Raw genomic sequence first — 15182 nt, forward strand, 5'->3', positions numbered from 1 at the left:
CTGAGCACGAGGAACGGACAGGCCAACGGTGAACGGTATCGCGGCGGTAGCCTTTCTGCTTTCGGCGATCGCGTCGTCCGCGGCATTCCTGTACAAGCTCGTGCAGATTCACCGGAACTGGCGCGATGTGGTCTATGTGAGCCTGACCGTCACACTCGCCTGGCAGTTCCTGACCTTCGCGATGGGCGTGGTCTCGGCGAGTTCGGCAAGCCTGTTCGGGGTGCCCAATCTCGGCATCCTCGTGCTGCACCTCGTCGCGGTCGCGCTCTGCATCAGCGCGCAGATTCTGTTGCTGCTGTGGGCGAATCCGTTGGAGAAGGTGCGCGGGCGCATCCGGGGGTGGCTCTACACCGGCCTGGTGCTCATCACTCTGCTCGTGGTCTTGTTCTTCGTCGGCGGGGCGATGTATCTGCCGCGCGCGGATCTCACGGTCGGCAGTTCCGATCCGCTCATCCTGACCTATCTGCTGTTGTTCATCGCCTCCCAGCTGGTGCCCTGCGTGAAGATCGCCATCCAGTGCATCCCCTATGCGCGCGCGGCCGGGAATCCCTGGCTGCGCAGGGGTTTGTGGCTGCTTTCGATCGCCGCGGTGCTGCTCGTGCTGTACTGCGTGACGCGCACCGTGAACATCCTCAGCCCGGTGCTGCACATCGAGCCCGGGATCTGGGAGCTGCTGCCCAATCTGTTCAGCGCGGCGGGCATCGTGGTGATGTCGATCGCACTGACGATGCCATCCTGGGGCGGACACGTCACGAACGCGCTCGGCTGGTTGCGGGACTACCGTTCCTATCGCGCGCTCTACCCTCTGTGGCATTCGCTGTACGAGGCAACGCCGGAGATCGCGCTCGAACCGCCGAGTTCCTCGATCTCGGATCTGCACTACCGGCTCTACCGCAGGGTGGTCGAGATCCGGGACGGCTGGCGCGCGCTGCGGCCCTATATGGATTCCGCGACCGAGTCCGAGGCACCGGCCGATCAGGTCCGGCTGGAAGCCAGGAAGATCAAGCAGGCACTGCAAATCAAGCGTGACGACCCGCGCAGCATCCCGGCGCCGAGCCGCGGCGGTTTCGAACAGCGGGATGCGAAGACGTTCGCCGCCGAGGTCAGCTGGCTCAAAGAGGTCTCACACGCGTTCGCCAGCGTCCGTGTCCATGATTGACCGGGCCACGGTCGCGCTGCCCAGCCGGGCGATCGAGCGCAATTCCGCCTCGGCCGCTCCGGCACGGGAGAGCACCGCGAGCGACTGGTTCAGCCCGACGACGAACCCCACGAGCTCATCGAGCCCCGTAGCGTCGCGCACCGCGCCCGTGAGCGCGCCGCGCACCCGTTCCCGTTGCCTGGCAAGCAGATCGTGCACCAGAGCCCGACTTTCCACGGTGAGCATCGGGGACTGCGCCGCCGACTGGGCGACCAGGCAGCCGTCCGGGACCGCGGGATCGGTGATGCGGTCCAGAATCGCGGCGAAGAACGCCTCCACCGCGCGGACCGGGTCGTCCGGATGGTCCGCCAGCGCCTGCTCGAACCGCTGCCCGTAGATCGCCGAATAGCGATCCAGGCACTGCCGGAACAACGCGTCCTTACCGCCGAATGCGCCATACAGCGAACCGCGCCCGAGCCCGGTCGCGGAACCGAGGGCATCGAGGGAGGCGTCGGCATAACCGCGCTCCCAGAACACCCGCATCGCCTCGTCAAGGGCGTGTTCCACATCGAACTGCTTCTTGCCTGCCACAGGTCGAGCTTAACAGGATGTTGGACCGATCGGTCCGACAGAGGACTGTGTGTTTTCCGGGAGGAACGCCTTCTCGGACTTGGCGATCACGGTGGCTGCCAGTGCGTTACCGGTCACGTTGAGTGCGGTACGGGCCATGTCGACGACGAAGTCCACGGCGAGCAGGATCGCCACTCCCTGGGCGGGCAGTCCGATGATCGTGGCGGCGGAGAACAGCACGACCACCGAGGCGGAGGGGATTCCGGCGATGCCCTTGGTGAGCAGCATCAGCACCAGGATCGCCATGATCAGTCTGCCCGGGGTGAGCTCGATCCCGTAGGCGTTGGCCAGGAACACGACCGCGAGCCCTTCGTAGATGGTGGCCCCGTCGGCGTTGAAGGAGTAGCCGAGCGGCATGGTGAACGAGGAGATCCTGCGGCTCACCCCGAACCGTTCGAGCCGTGCTATCAGCGGGGCGAGCACGACCTCGGAGCTGCGGGTGACGAAGGACAGCAGCACCAGGTCGCCGACCTTGGCGAGCATCCGGAAGTACGGCACCCGGCAGACCAGTGCCACGACCGGAAGGATCAGCCCGAGCACGAGCACGCAGGCCGCGTAGAACACGACGACGAACAGGGCGAGGTCGAGCAGCACATCCCAGCCGTAGTGCGCCGTGTTGTAGGCGACATAGGCGATCACCGCGATCGGGGCCAGCCGGGCGACCCAGCCGACGACCCGGAACATCGCCTCGGCGACGCCGTCGAGCACGTTCAGCACCGGCTGCGCTTTCTCGCCGATCCTGGCCAGCGCGACCCCGAAGAACGCGGCGAACAACAGCACCGCGAGCAGGTTTCCCTCGCTGAGCGCAGAGAAGATGTTCTTCGGGATGATGTCGAGGATGAACTGTCCGGCGTCCAGGGATTTGGTGATTCCCTTGGTGTCCGCGGCATCCCGGGCGGGCAGGTGCACATCCGAGCCGAACCCGGCGATCGCGGCGACCCCGACCGTGCACACCACGATCACCGTGGTGACGACCTCGAAGTAGAGGATGCTCTTTCCGGCGAGGCGTCCGAGGGTCTTCGCCGAATCCATCCGGGCGATGGCCAGCACGATCAGCGGGAAGATCAGCGGGATCAGGCTCATCTGGATCAGCCGGATGAAGGCCTCGCCGACGATCTCGATGTGTTCGCTGAACCCGGGGGCGAGAAACCCGAGCAGTACGCCGAGGACGAGCGCGATGACGATCTGGGCCCACAGCGGGGGAAAACGGCGTCGGCTCGGCAGGTCCTGGGACTCGTCCGTTCGGCCTCGTGGCACCGGCATGGCGAGCAATATAGGTGCGAGCGGGAGCGCCGCACAGCCCCATGTGAATCTTGCATGCCCACGCCGGATATGTGCATTGGACATCGGCGGGCCATACCGGTGTAGTTGTGCTGGTGATCCGACGACCGAAAGGTGATGCTCATGGTGCAGCTGTCCCGTTTCCCGCGCTATCGGCTCGGGCATTTCCCCNCCCCGCTCGAGCCGATGCACCGGTTGACCGCGCAGCTGCGCGAGCGGCATTCCCAGGTGCCGAACCTGTGGATCAAGCGCGATGACTGCACCGGTCTTGCCACCGGCGGCAACAAGACCCGCAAGCTGGAGTTCCTGCTCGGCGCCGCGCTCGCCGAGGATGCGGACCTGTTGATCACCCAGGGCGCCACCCAGTCCAACCATGCGCGCCAGACCGCGGCCGCCGCGGCGTTCGCCGGGCTGGACTGCACGCTGCTGCTCGAACGCCGCCAGGTGCGCGATGACGAGTACGAGCACTCCGGCAATGTGCTGCTCGACGGCATCCTCGGCGCGGAGATCGCCGAGCGGTTCCCCGCGGGCACCGATATGACCGCCGCCATGGAACGGGTCGCCGAACAGGCGCGGGTACAGGGGAAGCGGCCGTACGTGATCCCGGGCGGTGGCTCGAATCCGACCGGCGCGCTCGGTTATGTGGGCTGTGCGCAGGAACTGGAGGCGGCCGAGATTCCGGTGGACTGGATCGTGCACGGCACCGGGAGTGCGGGCACCCAGGCCGGACTGCTCGCCGGGCTGCACGTCATGGGATCCGGCGCCCGGGTGCTCGGGGTCAGCGTGCGTCAGCCGGAGCAGCACCAGATCGAGGCGGTGCACGCACTCGGCGCGCGCACCGTGGAACTGCTCGGTTGCCGGGACGCGCTGCCCCGCGATTCCGTGCACGTGGACGATCGCTGGGTCGGCGGGGGGTACGGGGTGCCGACCGAATCGATGGTCGAGGCGGTCCGGCTGCTCGCGCGCACCGAGGGGATCCTGCTCGACCCGGTGTACGCGGGGAAGGGCTTCGCCGGTCTGCTCGGTGGCATCGCCGAGGGCCGGTTCGGCGCCGGAGAACACGTGGTTTTCCTGCACACCGGGGGAAGCGCGGCCCTGTTCGGTTACCGGGAGACGTTCTCGTGACGGTGGACCACGGGGAGCTCGTCGGGATACTGGGCGGAATGGGGCCCGCGGCGAGTGCGGACTTCTACGCCCGGCTCACCGAACTCACCCCGGCCGAGCGCGATCAGGACCATCTGCGCGTGGTGATCTGGTCGGATCCGACGGTGCCCGACCGGGTCGGTGCGGTGCTGCACGGACACCCCGATCCGTATCCGGCCTTGCTCGCCGGGACCCGGATGCTGCTGGACGCGGGCGCCACGGTCTTGGCCATGCCCTGCCATACCGCGCACCATTTCCTGCCCCGGCTGCGCGCCGACACCGGGGCACCGTTCCTGGACATGGTCGCCGAGACGGTGGATTCGATCGCCGGACGCGGTCTCGGCCCGGTCGGATTGCTGTCCACCCGGGCGAGCCGGGAGCTCTACCGCACCCGGTTCGCCGCGGCGGGAATCGAGGTCCGCGCGGCCGAGGACGCCGTGCAGCAGGACATCGACCTGGCGATCCGCCGCGTGAAATCCGGTGACCGGGCCGGCGCGCTGCTCGCCGGGGAACGGGCGGTGCGCGCCATGGGGGATGCCGGGATACTCGTGCTCGCCTGCACCGAACTGCCGATCGCCTTGCGCGGCAGTGGTAACGCGGCCCGGCTGCTGGATCCGACCGAGCTGCTGGCCCGCGCGGTGGTCAGGAACTGTCTGCGGTAGCCAGCCACACCCGGGCCGCCTGCTCCCGCAGCGGTTTGCGGGTGCGATAGAGCCGGATCTCCAATTCCGTGCTCGCCCCGTGGAGCTCGGTGAGTTCCGGGTACCCTGCGGCGACGATTTCGGGCAGCCACGCGATGCCGAGCCCGGAAGCGGAGAGCTCGGCGAGTGTGGCGGTCAGATCGCTCTGCACGACCGGACGCAGATGCGCGCGCTCCGCGCCGAGCAGCCGGTCGGTGATCCTGCCGAGGAAGGCGCCGGGTCCGTGGCTGACGAACGGCACCGGATCACCGGCGCTGCCGGGCAGACCGAATTCCGGGCCGGAGCTGCCGTTCCGGGCGTACGGGGCGAGGCGATCGGTGGCGAGCACCCGCCAGTCGAGTTCGTGCTCCACACCGAGCGGGCTGCCCGGATCGGCGTGCGCGAGCAGCAGATCGCAGCCGCCGTGCAACAGCGAATCGTAGGCGTCCAGGGTGTTCGCGGCGACCAGCACACAGTGCTCGCCCGGGGCGAACCGCTGCCACCAGCGCGGGAAGAAATGCGTGGCGAGCGTGTGCCCGCAACCGATGCGCACCGCGCGCTCCGGGGTGAGCTGGGCGCTGCGCACCTGATCGCGCACCCCGAACAACCCGGTCAGCGTATGGTTCGCCTGCACCCGCAGGTCTTCGCCCGCCGCGGTCAGGGTGAGCGGATGCGTCGCGCGGTCGATCAGTTCGGTGCCGACCCATCGCTCGAGGCTGCGGATCCGGCGGCTGAACGCGGGCTGGCTGAGCCGCTGTGCCTGCGCGGCGGCGGTGAACCCACCGTGTTCGATGAGCGCGAGAAAACTCTGCAACCAGGCGATGTCCACGCCGGGTACGGTACGTGCTCTCAGTCCCAGGCGACGGGCAGCTCGTGCACTCCGTGGATGAGCGCCTGATCGCGTACCGGGACCTGTTCCACGGGAACGGTGAGCCGCAGCTTCGGGAAGCGGGCGGCGAGCACGGGAAACGCCGTCCGCAGGGTGACCCTGGCCAATTGCTGGCCGAGGCATTGGTGCAGCCCGTGCCCGAAGCTCAGCTGCCCGCTGCCGTCCCGCCGCAGGTTCAGGGTGTCCGGATCGGGGTACCGCGCCGGATCGCGATTGGCGGCCTGCATGGACAGCACCACCGTCTCACCGGCCTTGATCAGTTGCCCGCCGAGTTCCACATCCTCGAGTGCCGCGCGCGCCCCGGTCGGCAGGATGCTCAGATAGCGCAGCAGTTCCTCGACGGCCCGGTCGGCGATCTCCGGTTCGGTGCGCAGCAGGGCGAACTGCTCGGGGTGGCACAACAGTGCGAAGGTGCCGAGCCCGAGCATGTTCGCCGTGGTGTCCAGCCCCGCACCGAGCAGTACGATGCCGATGTTCACCAGTTCCGCATCGCTGAGGTCGCTGTCGGCGAGCTGGGAGAGCATGTCCTCGCCCGGATCGGCGCGTTTGGCCAGGATCAGCTCGCGCAGTGCTTCCTCGAGCGCGCCCCAGGCCCCGGTCATCGCCTCTTCGTCCATCCCGGCGACCAGGGTCCGCGCGTGCCGCTGGAAACGCACCCGCTCGGTGGCCGGGATGTCGAGCAGTTCGCAGATCAGCAGCGCGGGCACCGGATTCGCGAACAACTCGACCAGATCGGCCGGGGATCCGTTGTGCTCGACCACATCGAGCTGTTCGGCGGCGATCTCCTCGATCCGCGTGGTGAGCGCGCGCATCCGGCGCACGGTGAACTGGCCGGTGAGCAGCGGACGGTAGCGGGTGTGTTCGGGCGGATCCATATCGGTGAACACGCCCGGTGGCGGTGGTGACGCTCGTAGCCCAGCGGTCTCCGGGAACGGCGAGGTCATCAGTTCGGGCCGGATGCTGAACCGGTTGTCCGCCAGGATCGCGCGAACCATCGCATGACTGGTGGCCAGCCAGCCGCGGGTGCCGTCCGGGTGCACGAACCGGCACAGCGGCCGTTCGGTGCACAGTCCGGCCAGGTCCGCGGGCGGGTCGAACGGGCGGCCAGGCGGGCGCGTCATCGGAAGTGTGCGCAGCTCATCTATGGCACCAAGATGGCACATTTATGACGCCATTTCAAGATATAATGGCGTCATGATGGCACGGCCGGGCACGGGTGACCTGCTTCGAGACGGAGGAGAGAATCGTGATCCGCGGTAGACTGCGCGCGCCCGCGCGGGCACCGGGTGTGTCCGCGCGGAAGCTCTAGCCGGGCACGAAGGACTGCCAGGTGCGCCTGCGGTACGCGGTCGGGGAGAGGCCGTACGCGGTACCGAACCGGCGGGTGAAATAGGACTGGCTGGCGAACCCGCAGCGATACGCGATCTGGGTGACCGGTTCATCGGTGGAACCGAGCAGCTGCGCGGCCCGTTCCAGGCGCAGTCCGGTGATGAACTCGGTCGGCGTGGTGCCGTAGTGGGCGCGCATGGTGCGGGACAGGTGCGCTGGACTGACCGCGGCGAGCCGGGCCATGAGCGGAACCCCGCCGCGCAGCTGGGGCTCCGCGTGCATCTGTTCGAGCACCCGCGCCAGCCAGGCCGGTGGCCGGGTGCCCGGCCGCGCGCCGGAGCCCGGTTGCTGCTGCAGCAGTTCCACCAGATCGGTCCAGAACCGCATCATGTCGAGCATGGTGGGGTGTGCGTGGAACCGTTCGAGCGCGCGCCCGAACACCTCACGCGCGCGCCGCACCGCGGACCCGGACAACCGCCACAATGGCGCCGCGGTGGCGTCCTCCCAGGTGCCGATGCGGGCGATGTCCACGAAACCGTGCCAGGCCGCGGCGGGAAAGGCGATGTTCACGAACCGCATTCCCCGTGGGGCGAGGCCTTGCATGGCGTGCACGTCTCGCGGCCGCACGAAGGTCACATCCCCGGCCCGCAGTTGTTGCGCACCGGAGTCGAGGTGATGCAGACCGTTTCCCTCGATGATGCTCATGAACTCGAAGAAATCCGCGTGCCCGTGCGTTTCGGACACGCCCGCCGCGACCGGCTGGGTGACCAGATCGGCGTGATAGGGCTCGCCGACGGCGTGCTCGGCGAACCGCAGCAGCTTCGCAGTCATGTCAACAGAATGCATGGGCGCGCAACCCTGCTGCTATCCCGGACCGGTGCGCCGCCCCGATGATGGTCGGAAACCACCGGCTCGAGGAGGCATGACATGACGGGATCGACCGCGGCGGAACACAGGGTACTCGAGGATTTCGACCGGGACGGGTACGTCATCTTCCGGGACGTGCTCGACGCCGAGCTGATCAAGGAAGTGCACGGGCACGTGGAATGGTTACAGCGCAAGCATCCCGAACTGCGGCCCGAACAGCTCGGCCACGAACTGCTCGCCGATGACCCGTTCTGGGTGCGCCTGGTTTCGGACGATCGGCTGCTGGACATCGCGGAGCTGTTCGTGGGCGGGGACATCGCACTGTTCGCCTCGCACTACATCCTCAAGCCCGCGTACGCCGGGCAGGCAGTGCTCTGGCATCAGGACGGCGCATTCTGGCCGCTGGAACCGATGCGGGTGGTCACCCTGTGGCTCGCCGCCGATCACTCCACCCCGGAAAACGGTTGTGTGCGGGTGATTCCGGGCAGCCACAAGCAGGATTTCAGCGAGATGCGCGATTCCACCGGGGTGGACAACGTGCTCGGCAAGGAGATCGCGGTGGATGTGGACGAGTCCGAGGCGGTGGACATGGTGCTGAGCCCCGGGGATGTCGAGGTGCACCACCCGAACATCGTGCACGGCAGCGGGCCGAACACCTCGCCGAACCGGCGCTGCGGGCTGACCATCCGCTATATCCCCACTTCCACGCTGATCACCGAGGAGCAGCCCTATCCGAGCGCCTTCTGGCTGCGCGGCGATCGGGGAACGGTCAACGAATACCAGCCGCAACCGCGGTACACCGAAGGGCGGCATTTTCCGTTCCGGGAGGCGCCTTCGTGGTCCTGAGGAGCACCGAGCAGTCCTGACATGGCCGTGATTCCAGCAATGGAGGTGGAATTCGGATGGACCGGTTCCTGCGCGGGCTCTGCTGTGCCTTCGTGATCGTCCTGCTCGCCGGTTGCGCGAGCGGTGCCGGCCGGGAAGCGCTGCGGGTGTGGCTGCTCACCGCGAACAACGAGTCGATCGGCCACGGCTATGCGGCGCTGCTCGCGGATTTCCAGCGGCGGTTCCCCGGGGTTCGGGTGGAACTCGATCAGCTGCCGTATCAGGAGTACCAGGACAAGCTGGTGCTCGCGATGCAGGGTGGTACCGGCCCGGATGTGCTGGAGCTGGACCAGATCAACACCCCGCAGTTCGCCGCGGCGGGGCTGATCGAACCGGTCGGGCAATTCCTCGCGCACAGCCCGGAACTGGCCAGGAGGAACTACTTTCCCGGCGCCTGGGACTCGAATCGCTGGCACGGCCGGTTGTGGGGGCTCCCGTTCAACGCCGATGTCTGGGAGCGGCTGTTCTACAACACCGCGCTGTTCCGCGCGGCCGGTCTCGATCCGGGAAGGCCACCGCGTACCTGGCCGCAGTGGCTGGACGCGGCCCGACGGATCGCCGCGCTGCCAGGGAAATCCGGTATCGGGCTGATCGGCTGCCGGGACGAGGCGAGCTCGGTGCTCACCGATTCGCTGCTGTACTCGGCGGGCGGGTCCGTGCTGCACGGCGACCGGGTGACCTTCGACAGCGAACCGGCCCGGCGCGCCTACCGGATGTTCGCCCGGCTCGCCGAGTACGCACCGGCCGGGCTCGCCGGGGCCTGCGATACCGATTCGCTCGCCCAGTTCACCGCGGGACAGACGGGAATGGTGCTCGCCGGAGGCTGGCAGGAGGCCACGATCGGGAAATCGGCACGGTTTCCCTGGCGGGTGGCGCGCCCGCCAGGGCCCGAGGGCGGGCGGTTCGTCGGCGCGCTCGGCGGCTACAACCTGGCGATCAACGCGGCAAGCACGCAGCGGCGGAACGCGTTCGAATTCGCCAAGCTCGCCACCACCTCGGTGCGCCACCAGATCGCCTGCAACGACTCGGTTCCCGCGCTCCGCGAGGCGGGTAGCCGCTACGTGCGCGCGAGCCGCAGCGCCCCGGAGGACATGCTTTCCTTGCTGGCACAGGGAGAACCGCGCGCGGTGACCCCGGTGTACAGCAAGGTTTCGCGGGCGCAGCAGGACGCCGTGCAGTCCATTCTGGACGGTGAACCGGTCGGTTCCGCCGTGGCCACCGCCGCGGGGCAGATGCACGAAGCCATCGGGCGGCAGTGAGGATGCGCACCCGTAAGGAAAGCCTCATCCGGTTCGCCTGCCTCGCCCCGCTGCTGATCCTGCTCGCCGTACTCATCGGTTACCCGGTGCTGGACGTGTTATGGCTGAGCACCACGAAAAGCAGCCTGATCCATCCCGAGCCGGATTTCATCGGCCTCGGCAACTTCGCCGACGCGTTCACCGATTCCGCGCTGCTGACCGTGCTGCGCAATACCCTGGTGTGGACGGTGCTGGTGGTGCTGCTGCAGTTCCTGCTCGGCCTGGGCTCGGCGATCCTGCTCAGCAAACGCATCCGCGGGGCCGCCGTGCTGCGGGTGCTGCTGGTGATTCCCTGGGTGATGCCGGGGATCACCGCGGGTCTGGTGTGGAAGATGCTCGAGGACCCGTATCTCGGTCCGGTCAACCAGGTGCTCAAGGCGCTCGGGCTGATCAGCGGCGAACCGGCCTGGCTCGGTGATCAGGGCACCGCGCTGTTCGGGGTGATCCTCGCGGCCGTGTGGAAGGGGTTCCCCATGTCCGCGCTGATGTATCTGGCCGCCTATCGCACCGTTTCCGAGGAACTGCGCGATGCGGCGCGGGTGGACGGGGCGCGGCCGTGGCGGGTGTTCTGGCATGTCACCCTGCCCGCGATGGCGCCGACCATCCGCACAACGGTGCTGCTCACCACGATCTGGACGTTCAACAGTTTCGACCTGATCTACGTGATGACCAAGGGCGGCCCCGGGGTGTCCAGCCAGGTGCTCTCCGGACACATCTACCGGACCGCGTTCCTGGACGTGGACCACGGGGCCGCCGCCGCGTACGGCGTGATCGCGGTGCTCGTGCTCGGCGTGTTCTCCGCGCTGTACCTGCGCCAGGTGCGCGCCGAAGGAGGATTGCGATGAGCGGGGTCGCCCGGAACACCGGGTTTTACATCGCCGGGCTCGCACTGGCCGTGTTCCTGATCGGTCCGTTCGCGTGGATGGTCCTCACCGCGGTGAAAACGCCGGACGAGGTGTTCCGCGATCCGCCCACCTGGTGGCCGCACGCGCCCTCGGCGCGCAACTTCGCCGCGGTACTCGACGGGGATTTCGCCTCGTCTCTGTTGAACAGCGCGCTGGTCTGTGCCGGAACCGCCGTCGTGTGCACCCTGCTCGCGCTGCTGGCCGGATATCCGCTCAGCAGGACGCGATTGCGCGGCGGGCCCCAGGTGCTCGGCGCCGCGCTCGTCTCCCAACTGGTGCCCCAGGCCGTGTTGCTGCTGCCGATCTACGAGCTCGCCCGCGACCTCGGGCTGCTGAACACCAGGCATGGCTTGGTGCTCGCGATGCTCGCGGTCAACCTGCCGGTCGCGGTCTGGCTGCTGCGCGGCTTCCTTGCCGGGGCACCGATCGAGGTGGAGGAGGCAGCCCAGCTCGACGGGCTGACCCAGGCGCGTGCCTACTGGCGGGTGACCGTGCCGCTCGCCCGCAACGGCGTGCTCTCCGTCGCGGTGTACGTGTTCTTCATGTCCTGGCAGGATTTCATCTTCTCGATGATCTTCCTGACCGGTCCCGAGCAGCAGACCGCTCCGCTGTGGCTGCTCGGTTTCATCGGCCAGCATTCGGTGGACTGGGGACTGCTGATGGCCGCGTCGACGGTCATGATGGTCCCGGTGATCCTGTTGTTCGCCGTGGTGCAGCGGTCTTTCGTCGGTAACATGACCGGCGGCGCCACCAAGGGGTGATGGCCGAGAGCGCCGTGAAAGCTTCGTGGGATCGCGGTTGAATCCTGTTGAGAGCGCGCAAAAGTAGGCTCGGCTCGATATTTCCGCACGAATGTGGAGGGTGTTCGAAAGCGAGCCGATCGACGAGCGTGTCCGCCCACACGCTGGAACCGGCATGCATCGCCAATACGCTGAGCAAGGCGCGCAGCCTGCGGCTCGGCAGGGCAACCGGATCGTCGCCGATCCGGAGCTCGAACGGGCCGAGCGACAAGATTTCTATCCGAGACATCGACGTCCTCCCCAGACTATTGTTCCCCGGCCCCGAATGCCGTCGGCCTCAGCCGGTGGGCGACAGGAGTTCGCAGTGGTGTGTGCCGGTGATGTCGGTGGTGCGGATCCCATCGGGTTCCGGGGCAAGTGTCAGGCCGAAGGTGTGGCCGGTCGCGGAGACCCGGGGCCATGGGGGCAGACCCGGACCATTGGGGTCGCCGGACCGGAGGAAATGGGACCAGTAACCGGCGATGGTGCGGCCGAGCGCGCGTTGCGCCGGACTGAGCCGGGCCTCGGGCGCGTCGAAGCCCCAGACCGCGGTGAGGTCGGAGCCGTGGGTGGCGGCGGGACGCAGGCCGGGCGGAATGGGGACACCTTCGAGAGTGGCCGCCTGCGGGTCCGCGAAGACGTATCCCCACGTGGACGTGGTGGCGGCGAGCGCGCGGTTGGCGGCCTGGGAAGGGCAGATCCAGTCCCGGCCGGTGAACACGTGATCGAGTGCTTTGAGTACCCCGCCGGGGCCGTCCGGTGGGAAGGCCGCGGCGATCGCCGGTTCTCCGGAGGAGGGACCGGTACCGAACGTGTCCGCGAGCAGGCGCCGATATCCGTGCGGATCCCCGGCGAGCCGCTTGTGCGCCGACAGGGTGATCAGCAGATGTTCGTCGCTGGTGTTGCCCTGGATGACCGGGACCGCGGCGGCCTGCCCGGCGCGGATCACCGCCGCGGGATCGTGCGGGAGCACCGTGCTGCCATAGGGGATCGAGATGAACCCGGTGTTGCGCTTCAGCAATTCCTTCGCGGGCATCGCCCGCAGGCACTGCAGCGTGGTGGCCGGATTCGTACAGCCGAGCTCGGTGGCGGTCTGCTCGCCTGCCTTCGCCACGGCAGACCAGGGCTGCCAGGTGTTCGCCGCGGGTGCGCCCGGACCGAGCGCGTTCCGCGGATGCTTCATCAGACAGGAGCCGCTGACGATGATCGCCTTCCGGAACAGTCCGCGTGCCGCGGGCGCGGTGAGCTGTGAGCAGGTCATCATCGCCCCCGCCGATTCCCCGGACACGGTGACATTGCCCGGGTCGCCGCCGAACGCGGCGATATTGTGCCGCACCCAGCGCAACGCGGCCTGCTGATCCTGCAGGCCGAACGCGGAGTTACGCCCCAGGGCCGGGTGCGCGAAACCGCCGAGGATCCCGAGCCGGTAGTTGATGGTCACGACCACCGCGCCGCTGCGCCGGACCATCGAATCCACGTAGTAGTCGCTGCCCGCCCCGCTCTGGAACCCGCCACCGTGGACCGCGAGCAAGACCGGGCGCGATCCGTTCGATGGCACAGGTGGTGCGGTGACGTCGAGGTAGAGGCAGTCCTCGCTCATCCGCGTGCCGGGGGCCAGTCCCGCGCCGGATTGCGGGCACACGGGCGCCGGTGCCGTGGCATCGCGTACCCCGGTCCAGTCCGGGACAGGGGCGGGCGAAGACCAGCGCAAGGCACCGACCGGCGGGGCGGCATACGGGATGGCCTCGAACCGGGTCAGCCCATCGCGCACGGCGCCACGCACCATCCCGTCGCGCACCGCGGCAACCGGCGCGGTACCGGCCGCGGGCCCATCGTCCACCGCGACGGCAGGACCGGTCGTGCCGGACGCCACCGCCACCACGGCCGCACACAGCGACAACCGTGGTCGCCGTGTTCTGGCCGGCGTGCTCATTCCGATGCCTTGGCCCGGTCGTGCGCCCACCCCGCCAGCACCACGCCCACCAGGGTGACCACGAGCAGCGCGGCCAGCCGGCCACCCCAGCCGCCGGGAACCCAGTCGACCGCTCCCCACAACTGGCGCGCGGAGTGATCGAACAGGCTGCGGATCGCCGCCTGGGCGAACACGATCGTCACCACCATCCCCAGGATCTGCAGCGTGGTGTAACCGGTCTTGGACATGCAGAGCTCCCCATGTTTCGTTTTCCGGTGGACTGCCGGGTAGGAGCCGAACCCTACCTGTTATGGTTCGATCGTATCAAGAAAACTGAAAGGGACACCAGTGGAATGCCGAAGAGGGTCGATCACGAGCAGCGCAGGCGCCAGATCGCCGAGGCCGTCTGGCGGATAGCGGCCGACATCGGGCTCGAAGGCGTCACGATGCGCCGGGTCGCGACGGAAGCCGCCGTGTCCACCCGGCTGGTTCAGTACTACTTCGGCACTCGCAAGGACCTGCTGCTCGGCGCGCTGCACTGCCTCAACGACGACTCCCGGCAGCGGATCGAGCAGCAGATCGCCGCAGAGGTCGCCGAGTTGGCGGACGGTGCGGCGGATGGGGAGGCGGCCGAGGTCCGGGCCGTCCTGCGGCACGTGCTCATCAGCATGCTGCCCAGCGACGAGGCCGCTCGCCGGGTCAGCCTGGTGCACATCGCCTACTTCGTCCATGCGCTGAACGACCCCGAACTCGCCGAAGCGTTGCGGGCCCAGCAGGAGCCCACGCTGGAGGCGATCTTCACCGAACTCCTCGGGCACGCCGAGGCCAACGGGCGGCTTCGGCAGGGGCTCGACCTCGCGCGTGAGGCCGACACGCTGCTCGCCCTTCCCGGGCTCGGTCCCGACATCCTGCTGGGCCTGCGCACCACGGAGCAGATCGTCGAGCTCATCGACTACCACCTCGGTCGGCTCTTTCGCTGAGAAAGCCCTAGCTCAATTCGTTGTCGATCTGCTCGCGCAACCGCCGCAGGAAACCCAGCAGCTGGGTGCGTTCCGCCGCGGTGAACCCGGCATAGGAGCGCGCTTGCTGGGCGCGGCGGTGCGCGCTGATCTCCTCGAGCAGCCGCGCGCCACGCCCGGTCAGGCGCACGAACACCTGGCGCTGGTCCGTGGCGCCACGTTCGCGGATCACCACGCCCTTGGTGTCGAGCTGCTGCAGCATGCGGGTGGCGGTCGGCACGCTCACCTCGGCCCGTTCGGCGAGCACCCGCACGGGCAGCTCGGTCTCCTCGGCGAGCGGTTCGAGCAGCGCGAGCTGGGCGAGGCTGAGCCCGCCGCCGTGCACCGCCTGCGCCGAGCGTGCCCGGCGCATCGCGGCGAACAAGGCGTCCGCCATCCGGGAGAGTTCCTCGATCTCGGCATCATCCGGTTTACCTTGCCGCGCCAT

General features: G+C 68.4%; 16 protein-coding genes. 8 read left to right on the forward strand and 8 right to left on the reverse strand.

Annotated elements, in window-relative coordinates; genetic code table 11:
• The first annotated feature begins 28 nt into the window (after positions 1-28).
• Complete coding sequence (locus A37U_RS0110915) at positions 29-1159, forward strand: MAB_1171c family putative transporter (protein ID WP_020496679.1); 1131 nt, start codon at positions 29-31, stop codon at positions 1157-1159.
• Here A37U_RS0110915 and A37U_RS0110920 read toward each other — a convergent pair.
• Both A37U_RS0110920 and A37U_RS0110925 read right to left on the reverse strand, forming a co-directional pair.
• Positions 1124-1729 (reverse strand): TetR/AcrR family transcriptional regulator, encoded by a 606-nt coding sequence (locus A37U_RS0110920; protein WP_020496680.1) that lies wholly within the window; start codon positions 1727-1729, stop codon positions 1124-1126. The genes A37U_RS0110915 and A37U_RS0110920 overlap by 36 nt on opposite strands.
• 9 nt (positions 1730-1738) lie before the next feature.
• Positions 1739-3031 carry a dicarboxylate/amino acid:cation symporter gene (locus A37U_RS0110925; protein ID WP_020496681.1) on the reverse strand — a complete coding sequence of 431 codons (1293 nt, stop codon included), beginning with the start codon at positions 3029-3031 and terminating at the stop codon, positions 1739-1741.
• 141 nt (positions 3032-3172) lie between these two features.
• Here A37U_RS0110925 and cuyA point away from each other — a divergent pair, with 141 nt between their 5' ends.
• Together cuyA and cuyB are read left to right on the forward strand one after the other, a co-directional pair.
• Positions 3173-4174 (forward strand): D-cysteate sulfo-lyase, encoded by a 1002-nt coding sequence (gene cuyA, locus A37U_RS0110930; protein WP_040587333.1) that lies wholly within the window; start codon positions 3173-3175, stop codon positions 4172-4174.
• On the forward strand, positions 4171-4854 hold the full coding sequence (gene cuyB / locus A37U_RS0110935) for a cysteate racemase (protein WP_020496683.1): 684 nt from the start codon (positions 4171-4173) through the stop codon (positions 4852-4854). Before cuyA ends, cuyB begins: the two co-directional genes overlap by 4 nt.
• Here the strand turns inward: cuyB and A37U_RS0110940 are convergent.
• The 3 genes from A37U_RS0110940 to A37U_RS0110950 form a co-directional block, all read right to left on the reverse strand.
• Positions 4835-5701, reverse strand: a complete 867-nt coding sequence (locus A37U_RS0110940) for a LysR family transcriptional regulator (RefSeq protein ID WP_020496684.1) — start codon at positions 5699-5701, stop codon at positions 4835-4837. The genes cuyB and A37U_RS0110940 overlap by 20 nt on opposite strands.
• A gap of 20 nt (positions 5702-5721) precedes the next feature.
• Positions 5722-6882, reverse strand: a complete 1161-nt coding sequence (locus A37U_RS0110945; protein WP_020496685.1) for a cytochrome P450 — start codon at positions 6880-6882, stop codon at positions 5722-5724.
• Positions 6883-7066: 184 nt separating this feature from the next.
• Positions 7067-7921 carry an AraC family transcriptional regulator gene (locus A37U_RS0110950; protein ID WP_020496686.1) on the reverse strand — a complete coding sequence of 285 codons (855 nt, stop codon included), beginning with the start codon at positions 7919-7921 and terminating at the stop codon, positions 7067-7069.
• Between the two features lie 96 nt (positions 7922-8017).
• Here A37U_RS0110950 and A37U_RS0110955 point away from each other — a divergent pair, with 96 nt between their 5' ends.
• The 4 genes from A37U_RS0110955 to A37U_RS0110970 are packed head-to-tail and all read left to right on the forward strand — an operon-like array spanning position 8018 to position 11806.
• Positions 8018-8803, forward strand: coding sequence for a phytanoyl-CoA dioxygenase family protein (locus A37U_RS0110955; protein ID WP_020496687.1), 786 nt, complete (start codon positions 8018-8020; stop codon positions 8801-8803).
• A gap of 56 nt (positions 8804-8859) precedes the next feature.
• Complete coding sequence (locus A37U_RS0110960) at positions 8860-10101, forward strand: ABC transporter substrate-binding protein (protein WP_020496688.1); 1242 nt, start codon at positions 8860-8862, stop codon at positions 10099-10101.
• 2 nt (positions 10102-10103) lie between these two features.
• A complete protein-coding gene (locus A37U_RS0110965; protein ID WP_020496689.1) occupies positions 10104-10985 on the forward strand; it encodes a carbohydrate ABC transporter permease in 882 nt (293 codons plus the stop codon).
• Positions 10982-11806: a carbohydrate ABC transporter permease gene (locus A37U_RS0110970; RefSeq protein WP_020496690.1), complete on the forward strand. Its 825-nt coding sequence runs from the start codon at positions 10982-10984 to the stop codon at positions 11804-11806. Before A37U_RS0110965 ends, A37U_RS0110970 begins: the two co-directional genes overlap by 4 nt.
• A 316-nt stretch (positions 11807-12122) precedes the next feature.
• Here the strand turns inward: A37U_RS0110970 and A37U_RS43145 are convergent, their stop codons facing one another.
• A complete protein-coding gene (locus tag A37U_RS43145; RefSeq protein WP_157182746.1) occupies positions 12123-13697 on the reverse strand; it encodes a carboxylesterase/lipase family protein in 1575 nt (524 codons plus the stop codon).
• Positions 13698-13753: 56 nt separating this feature from the next.
• Positions 13754-13984 (reverse strand): hypothetical protein, encoded by a 231-nt coding sequence (locus tag A37U_RS0110980; protein ID WP_020496692.1) that lies wholly within the window; start codon positions 13982-13984, stop codon positions 13754-13756.
• Positions 13985-14089: 105 nt separating this feature from the next.
• Between A37U_RS0110980 and A37U_RS0110985 the strand changes: the two genes are divergently transcribed.
• Positions 14090-14716, forward strand: coding sequence for a TetR/AcrR family transcriptional regulator (locus tag A37U_RS0110985; protein WP_020496693.1), 627 nt, complete (start codon positions 14090-14092; stop codon positions 14714-14716).
• A gap of 7 nt (positions 14717-14723) precedes the next feature.
• Here A37U_RS0110985 and A37U_RS0110990 read toward each other — a convergent pair whose 3' ends face one another.
• Complete coding sequence (locus A37U_RS0110990) at positions 14724-15182, reverse strand: MarR family winged helix-turn-helix transcriptional regulator (RefSeq protein ID WP_020496694.1); 459 nt, start codon at positions 15180-15182, stop codon at positions 14724-14726.

The sequence above is a fragment of the Sciscionella marina DSM 45152 genome (assembly GCF_000379465.1).
Lineage (GTDB): Bacteria > Actinomycetota > Actinomycetes > Mycobacteriales > Pseudonocardiaceae > Sciscionella > Sciscionella marina.

Excerpts from the sequence above, each read along its gene's own strand:
- A37U_RS0110925 (WP_020496681.1), bottom strand. The coding sequence starts at position 3,031 with ATGCCGGTGCCACGAGGCCGAACGGACGAGTCCCAGGACCTGCCGAGC.
- A37U_RS0110945 (WP_020496685.1), bottom strand. The coding sequence starts at position 6,882 with ATGACGCGCCCGCCTGGCCGCCCGTTCGACCCGCCCGCGGACCTGGCC.
- A37U_RS0110950 (WP_020496686.1), bottom strand. The coding sequence starts at position 7,921 with ATGACTGCGAAGCTGCTGCGGTTCGCCGAGCACGCCGTCGGCGAGCCC.
- A37U_RS0110955 (WP_020496687.1), top strand. The coding sequence starts at position 8,018 with ATGACGGGATCGACCGCGGCGGAACACAGGGTACTCGAGGATTTCGAC.
- A37U_RS0110960 (WP_020496688.1), top strand. The coding sequence starts at position 8,860 with ATGGACCGGTTCCTGCGCGGGCTCTGCTGTGCCTTCGTGATCGTCCTG.
- A37U_RS0110965 (WP_020496689.1), top strand. The coding sequence starts at position 10,104 with ATGCGCACCCGTAAGGAAAGCCTCATCCGGTTCGCCTGCCTCGCCCCG.
- A37U_RS0110970 (WP_020496690.1), top strand. The coding sequence starts at position 10,982 with ATGAGCGGGGTCGCCCGGAACACCGGGTTTTACATCGCCGGGCTCGCA.
- A37U_RS0110980 (WP_020496692.1), bottom strand. The coding sequence starts at position 13,984 with ATGTCCAAGACCGGTTACACCACGCTGCAGATCCTGGGGATGGTGGTG.
- A37U_RS0110985 (WP_020496693.1), top strand. The coding sequence starts at position 14,090 with ATGCCGAAGAGGGTCGATCACGAGCAGCGCAGGCGCCAGATCGCCGAG.
- A37U_RS0110990 (WP_020496694.1), bottom strand. The coding sequence starts at position 15,182 with ATGGCGCGGCAAGGTAAACCGGATGATGCCGAGATCGAGGAACTCTCC.